Below are 12,083 nucleotides of genomic sequence, written 5' to 3' on the forward strand. Positions count from 1 at the left end.
TGGCCTAATATCCATCGCATGAATACCAGGCGCCTGGATCTCAATCTGCTGGTCACGCTGGAAGCCCTGCTGGTGGAGCAGAACGTGACCAGGGCGGCGAGCCGCCTGCACCTGAGCCAGCCGGCGGTGAGCGCGCAGCTCAGTCGCCTGCGCGACATGTTCGACGATCCGTTGCTGGTCCCGGCCCAAAGAGGCATGACGCCCACGGCCAAGGCGCTGGACCTGCTCGAGCCGCTGCGCCAGGCCCTGGATCAGGTGCGCGCCACGGTGGCGCAGCACGGCAACTTCGACCCCGCCCGGGCGCGCCTGACGGTAAACATTGCCTGCACCGACTATCTCCAGGCTGCGCTGGCGCAGCCACTGATCCTGCAGCTGCGCGAACGTGCGCCCGGTGTGCGCGTGGCGCTACGGAGTCTGGACATACTGCAGCTGGAGACGCAGCTGGCCCGAGGCGAGGTCGACCTGGCGCTGATGACTCCCGGTGCCGCGGCACCCGGTCTGCGCGCAAGGCATCTGTTCGATGAGCGCTATGTCCTGATCGGCCGACAAGGCCATCCCCGGCTGCGCAGGAACCTCACCGTCGAGCAGTTCGCGCAACTGGAGCATGTCGTCGTATCGCTGCGCGGCGGCGACTTCGTCACGCCGGTGGACCATGCGCTGGCGGCGCTTGGCTACAAGCGCCGCGTGGTGCTGTCGGCGGCATCGTTTCTGTTTCTTCCGCAGATCGTGGCGCAGTCGGATTTCGTGGCGCTGGTGCCGCAGCAACTGGTGCGCGATCGCGTCGGTGAGCTGAAGATCGTCGAATGCCCGTTCCCCGTACCGGGTTTCGAGGTGGGCATGGTGTGGCATGAGCGCAATCATGGTCACCAGGGGCAGCGCTGGGTGCGCGAGGCGCTGGTCGAGCTCGTCGCCGGCGGGCATGGCATGAAGGGCGCCGCCAGGCGGCCGGCCGCGCGCAAAGGAAGCGCAGGCACGTGATGCCTCGTCTTGGCCGTCTCTGTCGTCGGCCGGTGACGGTTCGCGTGGACGAGCAGACGCCAACGAGCACGAATGCGAATGTGCCTGGGCCAGATAGCGCTCATGCGTCGACCACCAACCTCTGGAGCAGGGCACCTGGCTTCTTGGCTGCCTGCATCCGTCAGGACGCAGGCATGTCTCGCTGCCGCGCATAGCGGGCTGGCGGCTGGCCCACGTGGCGGGTGAAGGCGACGCTGAACGCGCTGGCCGAGCCATAGCCGACGCGCTCGGCGATTTCGGCGATACCCGCGTCGCCGCGCCGGAGCATGGTCTTGGCCAGCGCCATGCGCCAGCTCAGCAGATAAGCCATCGGCGCCAGACCGACAGCGCGGCTGAAGCGCTCGAAGAAAGCCGAACGGGAAAGCGCTGCCTCCTTCGCCAATTGTGCGACGGTCCATGCCTTGGTCGGGCTTTCGTGCATCCGGCGCAGCGTCACGGCGAGGCGCTCGTCCGCAAGCCCCCGCACCAGGCCGGGCGAGGAGGGTGGTGCCGCCTTCGAGCGAAGCGCTTCGATAAGAAGCACCTCGAGCAGGTGAGTGAGGATGACGTCGCGCGCCGGTCGCTGGTCGTGAAACTCGTCCCTGACGAGCTGGACGAGCGTGGCGAGCCGTGGTTCGCCGCTGACGTGTATGACCCGGGGAAGCAGCGACACCAGAAGCGCCGCATCGGGAGAGCCGAAGCTGCAATGGCCCGCCAGCATTTTCAGATCGGGCGGGCCGTCCCGATCGCCGATCCTGAATTCGCCCCCGCCCAGCGCAACAGGCACCGCCTCGGGGGAACCTGCCGGCGGCGGCAGGATGCTGGACATGGCAACGCCATAAGCGTCGGGGACCAGGATGAAATCCCCTGAAGAAAGTTCGATCGTCTCCTGTCCGTCGATCGCCAGGCGGCAGGAGCCTTCGAGTACGACGCTATAGAAAGGCTGCCCGGCATCCGAGCGACGGATGTGCCACGCCCCGGCGCCGATAACGCGCTTCGCATAGCGGGCGCTTGGCTGGAGCAGGCTGACGACCTCCGCCAACGGATCGATCATTATTCCGGACTCTCGCTGATCAAATACGGACGGTCGATTGTAGATCGTCCGGAGGAGGCGGCCTATCGTGCCGGTAGACCATTACTCCTGAGAGTCCTTCATTAAAACCATTTTGATTACTGGCTGCTCATCCGGCTTCGGGCTCGAAACGGCCAGACATTTCCTCGATCGCGACTGGGCGGTCATCGCGACCATGCGCACGCCGCGCGAGGACGTGCTGCCCGCCTCGAAGAACCTGCGCGTGCTCGCGCTCGATGTGACCGACCCGGACAGCATCCGCCACGCGATCGAGGCCGCGGGGCCGATCGACGCCATCGTGAACAACGCAGGCATCGGCGCCGCGGCACCGTTCGAGGCGACTCCCATGCCGATCATCCGGGAGGTCTTGGAGACGAATGTCTACGGCACGATGGCGGTGACGCAGGCCGTGCTGCCGCAATTCAGAGAGCGACGGACCGGGGTCGTCGTGAACGTTACGTCGGCCGTGACGCTGCGGGCGCTTCCGCTCATTGCCGCCTACTCGGCCAGCAAGGCGGCGGTGAACGCATTCACCGAGTCCCTGGCGCTGGAATTGGCGCAGTTCGGCGTGCGTGCGCGCCTGGTCGTCCCGGGTCGCGCGCCCGAGACCCGCTTCGCCGAGAATGGCGGATCGCGAATGCAGGGTCTCGACCACCAGGCTTATGCCGACCTCGTCAAAGGCTTCATGACTGGATTCCGCGAACCGGGACCGATCACGCATCCGCAGGATGTCGCCGAAGCCGTGTGGCGCGCGGTGACCGACCCTTCAAGTCCCATGCGGATTCCTGCAGGCGCTGACGCGGTGGCATGGGCCGAGGCGATCTGACCCCAAGCCGGCTGCGCCGCATGCGCTCGATGGTGCAGCCATGCCTATTTCGGTGGCGCGCACTGCTGGACGCTGACCTTCGCCAGCGCCTTGAATATGGCTGGCGTGCGCTCCAGGCGAGCGATCGTTCGCGCGCCTTCGAGGGCGGCCACCAAGGCAGATGCGGTAGAGGATGCGCGAGCGCGCGAGAAGCCGCACCCCCTGAAATGCCCCGCAATGACCTCGGTCGAATCAACAAATCCGCGCGCGACCCGCTTGGTCAGCTCGGCGTCGAGAGCGGGCAGCTCATTCGCCAGATTTTGCATCAGACATCCGTACTGGAAATTGGAGGCGACCATCTCGGCCGCGAACGTCCTGAAAATCTGGCGCACGAAAGTCGGCGCATCCCCTGTCGTAGTCGCCGAGATTTTCTGCAGAACCGCCATTCTGCTCGCCACGTATTGATCGATCGCTTCTTCCGCGAGCTGTGTCTTGCCGCGCGGGAAGTGGAAGTAAAACGATCCTTTGGGCGTACCGCTTTCTTCAATGATCTGGCTCAATCCAGTCGCGGTGTAGCCTTGAATGCGAAACAGCCGCTGGGCGGTAGCAATCGCATTGGCGCGGGCGTCAGTTTTAATTGGCATGCAACGAACTTAACACGATTTTCTTGCGCCGATATAGCGACCGCCATAGTATGGCGATCGCTATAGAACAGGGCGGTGCCCAAGCCATCCCTGGAGTCTCAAACCAGCGACATTCCGACGAGCCGCCCTGGCGATGGGCGCGGCCAGCATGGCTTCGACCGGCCCACGCAAACCTTCTGGGAGGAACTGGCTTGAAAGCATCCACATATGGCGAAGGAACCCTTCCCCAAGGGGTGCGCTCGCGCATGATTCACGGGGTCAACGGCCTCGACGTTCATATCCTCGAAGCTGGCTACGAAACTGCCGGCCGGCCGCTCGCACTGCTTCTGCACGGCTTTCCGGATCTGGCTTACGGCTGGCGCCACCTGATCCCGATGCTGGCTGACGCCGGGTACCATGTCGTGGCGCCCGACCAGCGGGGCTTTGGCCGTACCACCGGCTGGGTGAATCGCTATGACACCCCGCTCGCGCCATTCGGCCTCTTGAACATGACGCGCGACGCCCTCGGATTGGTTTCGGCATTGGGATATCGGCGGACGGCCATGCTTGTCGGGCATGACCTCGGCTCACCCGTGGCGGCGTACTGCGCACTTGCTCGACCTGACGTCTTTCCTTCGGTGGTGCTGATGAGCGCACCGTTCCCCGGGCCGCCGGCGTTTCCGTTCAACACCGCGGAAAGCGAGGCGCCGACGGATCGAGCGAGGCATGAAAATCAAAAGCTGGCGGACGCGCTGGCGGCGCTCGATCCGCCACGAGAGCATTATCAGCAATACTTGAGCACGCCGCGGGCGAACGATGACATGTGGCATCCGCCCCAGGGCCTGCATGCGTTTCTTCGCGCATTTTTCTACGTCAAGAGTGCCGACTGGCCGGGAAACAAGCCGCACCCGCTGAAAGGGCGAACCGCCGCAGACCTTGCACAGATGCCTACTTATTACGTGATGGATCTCGGCAAAACGATGCCCGAGACCGTCGCTCCATTCCAGCCTTCTTCCGCCGACATCCATGCCTGCCCATGGCTCACCGAGCCGGAGCTTGCGGTGTACACGCAGGAGTATGACCGCACCGGGTTTCAGGGCGCTTTGCAGGCGTATCGCGTCTTTGCCGATCCTGACCTGAATGCCGAGCTGCGCCTGTTTTCGGGCAGGACGATCGATGTCCCGTCGTTCTTCATCGGCGGAAAAAGCGATTGGGGCACCTACTCGGCGCCAGGCGCACTGGATCTCATGACGACAAAAGCGACAACGAGGATGGGTGGCATCGAGCTGATCGACGGCGCCGGCCACTGGATCCAACAGGAGCAGCCAGTCCGGCTGAGCGAGCTGCTGCTTGCGTTCGCCAGAGAGTCGGGCGGATCACGCTCGTGATTTTGGATATCGTGGTCGTCCATATATGCCGCAGTCATGCCACCGTGTCCGAAGCTGAGCATGCGTATCCCCAAACCACCGCGCCACTCAAACGCGGAGGAGGGCGCAGCTACTTAGGTGGTATTGAAAAAGCGCATCGCAGAAATACTCCGCATCGCCTGCCCAACGGAAATGAGGCTCTATAGGATGCGAGCCATCCAGCAAAGGATGACGTCAGATGCGTGTCTTGTCCGGTCTCCTGCTATCAACCCTGTTTGTAAGCTCCTGGTCGTTCGCCACGGAAACCTCACCCCTTGCCGGCACATGGACACTGAAGTCGGCATACGACCTGCACAAGGACGGCAGCAAGACGTTCGGCTTCGGATCGAAGCCCACGGGAATCCTGATCGTCAGCGCACAAGGCGAGTACTCCTTGCAGGTATTTCGCGGCAACGAGCCGACCTTCGCCGTGGATGAACACGGCGCGCGCAAGGAGTTCAAGCCTGCCGAGCTGGCCAGCACACACTACGGCCGCGTGGACTTGGACACCCAGGCGCACACCGTCTCGTTCCACATCGACCAGTCCTACATCCAGCGATGGAACGGCACCGTGCAGGTGCGCCCGTACACCTTGTCCGGTGGCGAGCTGAGCTATCAGGTGCCCCCTCAGCCCGGTAGCGACAGCGTCGCTGTATCGGTATGGCAGCGTGCCGGCAGCCCACAGGCATCAGCATCGAAGGGCTCGATAGAGCAGGGCATGGCAACGCGACGTTCCGGCAGCCATGCGGAGACGCCCTGAGCGGGGATGGGAATGAGCATGAACCGCTGACGGGTGACGGCGGGCATGGAGTTGCCGAACGATCACGCCGGTAGGCCGGAGCCCCCGATTCCGAGCAAGCTCCTATCGCATTTGTGCGTCAGCACGCCCAGGGCGCCAGCTAAGGCCAACCTGTCCTAACGCCATGTGATCAGCGCCTCGACGCGCGGTTGCCGATAATGCCGCCTGGGTACTGAAACTTCAGCCAGGCATCCTTCTCCCGTTTGTGATCAGGGCAAGGATCGTTGATGTCATGGAGGATGAGGTTATCGGCTGATCTGCCCTGACGTTGTCTACGGGCGCCGTCAGGCACCCGCGAGAAGTGCCTAAAGACGCCGAAAGCCAGGCGGCCCAGACACTGATTCTGTTCGGAACCAGTCGCAACGCCCACGGACAGCAGGAGCGATCACGGCCAGTGGAAATAGCAGTGGGCAGCGCCAAGATCGTGTCCGGCGGTGAAAAAGACACGCCAGACCTCGTCGCCAGGCCAATGTTTAATGTATTTAAATCATAAGATTACGGACGTATAAACGCCCGCAACACGATTAGATTACTTGATGTGAACCGAGTCACTGATATCCAGGGACGCTTTCCAAAAAGGAAAGCGTCGCTTCCGCCTTGAGGGGAGGGAAGTCATGCACCCGTCAAGTATCCATCTCTATCGTCGCCATGCCTTATGGCTAGGCTCGGCGCTCCTCGTCACCGCCGCGACCGCGGCTCACGCGGCCACCGGATTCCCGCAGCCAACCCCGCACACTCAGCAGGCTTATGACCCTGCCGCGGCATTTACTTCGCGCTGGACACGTGCCGATGCGCGACAGATCGCAGCGATGTCGGACCCAACCGTTCCGGTGGCGCAAAATTCGCTGCCCTCTTGGCTCACCATGCCGGATATCCCCGAAGATTTTCCCATGATTAACCCAGGTGTATGGGTCTGGGATACCTGGCCGCTTTCCGATTTCTATGCCAACAACATTGCATTCGACGGCTGGGAGATCATTTTCTCTCTGACTGCAGACCCGCATGCAGGCTACGTTTTTGATGATCGGCACGTTCACGCGCGCATCGGGTATTTCTACCGCAGGGCAGGCGTGCCTGCCGCACTTCGCCCCTCCGATGGAGGATGGACGTACGGTGGACACCTGTTCCCGGATGGTTCCAGCGCTCAGGTTTTTGGAGCCATCCCTATGACGCAGAACGCAGAGTGGTCGGGGTCCGCGCGCCTGCTGAATCAAGGAGGTACAGTGAGCCTCTACTACACCGCCCTGGCATTCAACCGCAATCCGGATGGCAGCAACATCACGCCGCCAGTGGCCATCATCACGCGAACCGATGGCCATGTGCACGCGAATAAAAATGGCATCTGGTTCACCGGCTTTAAGGATCACACTGCACTACTTCAGCCGGACGGCGTGAACTATCAGACCGGCACGCAGAATCAGTTCTATTCGTTCCGCGATCCGTTCACCTTCATAGATCCGGCGCACCCGGAAAATGTCTACATGGTGTTTGAAGGCAACACGGCGGGCCCAAGAGGGGCGCGCACCTGCACGGATGCGGATCTTGGCTATGCACCCAATGACCCATACCGTGAAGATCTCCAGGCCGTGATGGATTCCGGCGCTGCATTCCAGAAAGCAAATGTGGGCTTGGCTGTCGCAACAGATCGCGATCTGAAGACATGGAAATTCCTGCCACCGATCCTTTCCGCCAACTGCGTGGACGACCAGACAGAGCGGCCGCAGATCTATCTGAAAGACGGCAAATACTATCTGTTCACCATCACGCACCGAACCACCTACGCGGCCGGCATTGATGGCCCCGATGGCGTCATGGGTTTCGTCGGCAATGGCATCCGCAGCGATTTCCTGCCAATGAATGGCGGCAGCGGATTGGTGCTTGGCAATCCAACCGATCTGAATGAGCCCGCCGGCGCACCTTTTGCACTCGATCCGAACCAAAATAGTCGGACTTTCCAGTCGTACTCGCATTACATCATGCCGGGCGGTCTCGTCGAATCTTTCATTGACGCTATCGGTACGCGTCGCGGAGGGACGCTGGCACCGACAGTAAAGATCAACATTGCTGGACCGACCACCACGATCGATCTGAGCTACGGCCTGGGCGGCCTGGGTGGCTATGGCGATATTCCAGCCAACCGTTTCGTCCATTGAAGCTTGAGATCAGAAGCGCCTCTTCACCTTCGAGAGCGGGCGGCAAGCTATTGTCACCCGCTCGCGCCACCTCTCCATCATCGCTGCGCGGATGCGGTGCCAAATACGCCTTCATGCAGGCGCATAGGGAGTAGTTTCGCATCGCCACGCCGGGTCGTGGTCGTGTACTCAGGGCCGAGCGCAGCGACCACTACGCATGATTGAAGCAGCCACTGTCAGCACGCGCGAAGGAAGATGCGCCTCAGGAATGGTGCTTCAGCGATACTTATCACATCGAGAATGGCGAGCTGACCGAGCACTGGGGCGCCATGATGCAAATGCCCGACAAGCGCGCGAATCATCCGAATCTGGTGGCCGAGTTGTACCCGGCAATCACTTGCTTTGGTGCGGTAGCGAAGCGTGAGGCGACGGCGCCATCGGCGATGGCGCCAATCGCCATAGTGCCTCCAGTTGTTTCGATAAGGGCGCCAGACATGTCGGTGGCCACGCTGGAAAAAAGGCTCAACATTTGGCTTGCGTGATAAGTGACAGGATCGGGCGTACCTGGAAATTTAATGTTCTTGCGGAACGAAAAGTTGCTATGGAAGTGCTCTTGTACTGATGCGTTCACGCCGGCATGGGGTCCGTAGTCCGGCACGTTCGCGTGAAAACTATTCGCAACAATCTCGAAGTCGGCACGCGTAAGGTCAGTCTTGTTCTTAATGAAGTTATCGCGCGCACGCACGAATTCCTCTTGCGAGAGCATGTGCAGGTCAGCCTTCGCTATCAAGTCAGCCTTTCCTTGGGAGCTCCTGGTGCGACCTGGATTCTCCTTGCCTGACGCATGCTTATCAGCTTTCGCCCTGGACTTGAGGACGTAGTCGTCTCCAGCGCGAATAAACGCGTCCGTCCACGCCATAAAAAAATCATCGTACATACCCGACTTATCATCAAACGCGACCCTCGTTAGGTCCCTTATATCCATCCATGAAACTCGATGAGGCATGGCAAGATTCATGCTTTTCTTGTTGTCACCTGGCTTGATTTTGAAGGGATACCGCGCTGATGTGTTGACGGTCAGTTCGGCAAGCCTTTCTGCGTTTGCGGTGAAGGCGGGGCGGTCAGCGTCAGGCATAACGAACGCAGCGGACGTCGCTACCTTGGCCCTTGCTGCAACGACTTTCTTGGAGAAGTTTTTCGCGCGAGTCACCACTCTTTTCGCTTGTAGCATTTGCTCACGAACAAGCGACTGCGCAACGAAAACAGACGCCGCTGCTGCCTTTTTGGCCTCTGCACGACGATTCGCCGCAGACTTCGCGCTCCGAGGATCCTGACGGACGGAGAGCACGGCCACTCGCCCACCAGGTAGATGCAAGCCGCGTGAGCCTGGCACTTAGCCAATCCCGATTGCCCGGAGCGCATACCCACACACATTTTCCGGTGGCACGGACCCACTCGCGACATCACGCTCGACCTCTACGACGATTGTATTCAGCCCAAGGGACAGATAGTTGAAATATCCTTCGGTCGTGTAGCTTCTCTGAAGCAGCAGGACGGTAGTGATGTTGTCGGATCCGTCCCCGGCGTCGAGCGCGTCCACGACGCGTGTGATCTTGCCGAGCCCGTTGATGGTGATGCCAAGGCGGCAACCGCGCCTCGTTGTCTTCCAGTGCTTGATATAGAGAGCGAGCGGCCCATCCAGGTCAACAACCTTGAACTTGATCTCGAAACGCGCCCCTGTCTGACCGATGTCCGCCAGCATGGTGTCGTTGTTCGACGATGGCCGCGTGAAACCTTCCCCTGCGATATAGAGATTGTTTCCAGACGAGACAATACGGAAGGGCTCCCCAAGGCCACCGCCGGAAATGAACTCTTGTGGCGAGAAACCCACGGAAGCCGCGGGCGGGATGCCTCGTCCCAAGATGGGGTCAAGAGCGAGGATAGGGAGATTCAGTTCGCGTGAGGTGTGCTCGAAAATTCCCGGTTTCGTGCTAAGCGTGGCAATCAACGCACCCGTGCCGTCCTGGAAATAATGGCTTGCCGTGAAGTAGCGCAGTCCATGCCGGATGGTGATTACCTCATCAACAGAGCTCTTTTCATTCGCACGCACTAGCCAATCGGCGTTCGCGCAAAAATTGACGCCATAAAGCGAAAGTTGACTGGGTGGAACGAGATGATTGCCGTTCTTGGGGTCTTCTAGCCACATTCGTTCCTTCACGAAGGCCGGCAGGTTAACGTGGTTGCTGTCAATCGGTTTGTTAGGGTTCGGCTTGCGGTTATTCCAGGACGTGTCGAAGTAATCGAGCACGTTCCACGGAAATTCCTGACCCCACAACCACTTCGCACCAAGGCCATCCGGGGCGACTTGTCCGTAGACCGCCCAATCCTTCACGCTCATCGACATCGAGAGCGAGGATTGAGCATCCACGCTACGGGTAGTTCCTTGCGAAACATCATCACTTCGGGCATAGGTTGTTGAGCCGCCGCCACCGCCCGAGATGGAAGGCGTAAACAGCCACCCAAACATGCCTGCACCGACAGACACCTCCCAGGAATTGGTCTCGGACGTCGACGAGCCGGAACTGCGCTGAATGTTGCTGCCATCGGACGTTCCGGAAGAGGACGAGCGACTGGTGTTGATCTCGGAGTTGATCGTCTTCGGGGAGTAATCGACAAGGTAGGTGGTCACACCTCCGGCGCCGTCAGCGCCAGGCACCACCGACAGCGTGTTCGAGAACGCGGCGGGATAGTCGTAGAAGCCCTCCACCTTGCCGGGGGCGAACTCATACGGATTCGACAACAGCACGCGCATCCGCACGGACAGCGCGTATGCCCGATGTGCCTCGAGTCCGCGCAAGTCGGGGCGGGCGCGAACCTCGTACTCGGCGAGCAGCGTTCCTACGGCAACGTTGTTGACCTTGATAGGCAGGGATTCGGCGACCGAGTGCAGATCAGAGAGATTGACGAGCATGCGTGCAAGCCCTCACTCGGCCTTGATGATGAAATACAGATACGCGTTGATCGGTCGCGTCTCCTTGCCTCCCGCTTTCCCAGTCGCGTCTTCCCCGGGCCACCAATGCCTGCCTTCGTAGAGGCCACCGCCCTCGCGTTTGGCTGGATGTTGGTAGGTATGCACATGCTCGCGAAATTCATCGCTCTGGACTGAGCCAACGACCCCGCCGACCGTGCGATCGGATCGCATATCCTTGCGCTCCATGCTGTCGGGATCGCGGGCGGCGCCAGAGTCAACCCCGCGCACGAATCGCCCGCGCAAATCAGGCACGTAAAAGTCGCGATCAGGCGAACGTGGTTCTCCGAAGTGCGTTAGAACGACACTAGCGAGTTCTGGGTACTTCGCCTTGGGGTAACTCTTGCCGTCGCACAGCAACCACCCTCTTGGGAGCGCCCCGTCCAACCCGCCCCACATGACAATGGAGCCAATGGGAAGAAACGCGCCATGTCCGTCCTTGTCGGCCGCCAAAGATTTTTCGCTCATCATCTCGATCCTCACGAAAAAGCCGCCGCGAAACGGCTGGGTATAAACGCCAATGTCAGCGGGTCTCGTGCCGACCCAAGCTCGTGACAAGGCTGCAGCCCCCATTGCGACGACTCAAGCCAAACCAGTGAAGCGGCGCGCACGCGTCCTTGAGCCATGCGTGAGCTGAAGCAATGTCAATGAGGTCGCACCGTGTTGCATCTCGCAGAATTGGACAGTCCGCCGTGCTACCCAAAAATCGGGACTTCCCGTCGAGCAAAGAGGCTGGACAATGAGCCCACTGCGTGCGCAGTACGCGATCTGGGGGAGATGGTCATGGCACAGGGCGTGTTGACTAAGGGCGGCCCCGTGGAGTCCTCTTGGTGTTCCGGCGCTGAGCACGGCGAACGTTTGAGGTTGGCGATTCAACACCGCGGCATGGGAAAGCTGAGCGTGGTCGCGTGCGCCGTCGGGGTAACTGAGAGCGCGGTGTCTCGGTGGCGAAACGGAGGGGCGATGTCGCTTGGTAACGTCGCCATTGTCTGCCAACGGTTAGATATATCCGCAGACTGGCTCGTTCTTGGGCGAGGGCACATGGACATGCACCTGAGCGATCGCACGGTCGGGTTTCCCCAGATCGCGCAGAACCTGGCCAAGCTTTCACCGCATGCAAGGCTGGAACTGAATCACTTTCTCGCCGCCCTGGTGAATTCCTGAGAGGTTGCGTGCGCGACCGGCTGGCAACAGCCGCAGGTCAGGGCCAGGAATTCCATGT

General features: G+C 60.8%; 11 protein-coding genes. 6 read left to right on the forward strand and 5 right to left on the reverse strand.

The window, feature by feature from the left end; translation table 11 throughout:
- Positions 1 to 18 precede the first annotated feature (18 nt).
- Positions 19 to 978, forward strand: a complete 960-nt coding sequence (locus ACNR9O_RS08820) for a LysR family transcriptional regulator (protein WP_473681439.1) — start codon at positions 19 to 21, stop codon at positions 976 to 978.
- Between the two features lie 160 nt (positions 979 to 1,138).
- Here ACNR9O_RS08820 and ACNR9O_RS08825 read toward each other — a convergent pair whose 3' ends face one another.
- Positions 1,139 to 2,050, reverse strand: a complete 912-nt coding sequence (locus ACNR9O_RS08825; protein WP_473681437.1) for an AraC family transcriptional regulator — start codon at positions 2,048 to 2,050, stop codon at positions 1,139 to 1,141.
- Positions 2,051 to 2,150: 100 nt separating this feature from the next.
- Between ACNR9O_RS08825 and ACNR9O_RS08830 the strand changes: the two genes are divergently transcribed.
- A complete protein-coding gene (locus tag ACNR9O_RS08830; RefSeq protein WP_473700766.1) occupies positions 2,151 to 2,894 on the forward strand; it encodes an SDR family oxidoreductase in 744 nt (247 codons plus the stop codon).
- A gap of 44 nt (positions 2,895 to 2,938) precedes the next feature.
- Here ACNR9O_RS08830 and ACNR9O_RS08835 read toward each other — a convergent pair whose 3' ends face one another.
- Positions 2,939 to 3,517, reverse strand: coding sequence for a TetR/AcrR family transcriptional regulator (locus ACNR9O_RS08835; RefSeq protein WP_473681433.1), 579 nt, complete (start codon positions 3,515 to 3,517; stop codon positions 2,939 to 2,941).
- A gap of 191 nt (positions 3,518 to 3,708) precedes the next feature.
- Between ACNR9O_RS08835 and ACNR9O_RS08840 the strand changes: the two genes are divergently transcribed.
- From ACNR9O_RS08840 to ACNR9O_RS08850, 3 genes are all read left to right on the forward strand, one after another.
- Positions 3,709 to 4,884: an alpha/beta fold hydrolase gene (locus tag ACNR9O_RS08840; protein ID WP_473681431.1), complete on the forward strand. Its 1,176-nt coding sequence runs from the start codon at positions 3,709 to 3,711 to the stop codon at positions 4,882 to 4,884.
- 217 nt (positions 4,885 to 5,101) lie between these two features.
- Entirely contained in the window at positions 5,102 to 5,662 is a 561-nt protein-coding gene (locus ACNR9O_RS08845) for a lipocalin-like domain-containing protein (protein ID WP_473681429.1), read from the forward strand.
- Between the two features lie 653 nt (positions 5,663 to 6,315).
- Positions 6,316 to 7,854, forward strand: coding sequence for a glycoside hydrolase family 68 protein (locus tag ACNR9O_RS08850; RefSeq protein WP_473681427.1), 1,539 nt, complete (start codon positions 6,316 to 6,318; stop codon positions 7,852 to 7,854).
- 337 nt (positions 7,855 to 8,191) lie between these two features.
- Here the strand turns inward: ACNR9O_RS08850 and ACNR9O_RS08855 are convergent, their stop codons facing one another.
- The 3 genes from ACNR9O_RS08855 to ACNR9O_RS08865 are packed head-to-tail and all read right to left on the reverse strand — an operon-like array spanning position 8,192 to position 11,329.
- Positions 8,192 to 9,187 (reverse strand): hypothetical protein, encoded by a 996-nt coding sequence (locus ACNR9O_RS08855; RefSeq protein ID WP_473681425.1) that lies wholly within the window; start codon positions 9,185 to 9,187, stop codon positions 8,192 to 8,194.
- Between the two features lie 39 nt (positions 9,188 to 9,226).
- Positions 9,227 to 10,804: a hypothetical protein gene (locus ACNR9O_RS08860; RefSeq protein WP_473681423.1), complete on the reverse strand. Its 1,578-nt coding sequence runs from the start codon at positions 10,802 to 10,804 to the stop codon at positions 9,227 to 9,229.
- Positions 10,805 to 10,816: 12 nt separating this feature from the next.
- A complete protein-coding gene (locus tag ACNR9O_RS08865; protein WP_473681422.1) occupies positions 10,817 to 11,329 on the reverse strand; it encodes a phage tail protein in 513 nt (170 codons plus the stop codon).
- Between the two features lie 573 nt (positions 11,330 to 11,902).
- Here ACNR9O_RS08865 and ACNR9O_RS08870 point away from each other — a divergent pair.
- The gene (locus ACNR9O_RS08870; RefSeq protein WP_473681420.1) at positions 11,903 to 12,025 is read left to right on the forward strand and encodes a hypothetical protein; all 123 of its coding nucleotides are present in this window, start codon (positions 11,903 to 11,905) and stop codon (positions 12,023 to 12,025) included.
- The last annotated feature ends 58 nt before the right edge of the window (positions 12,026 to 12,083 follow it).

It is taken from the genome of Dyella sp. CR10, from assembly GCF_055814425.1.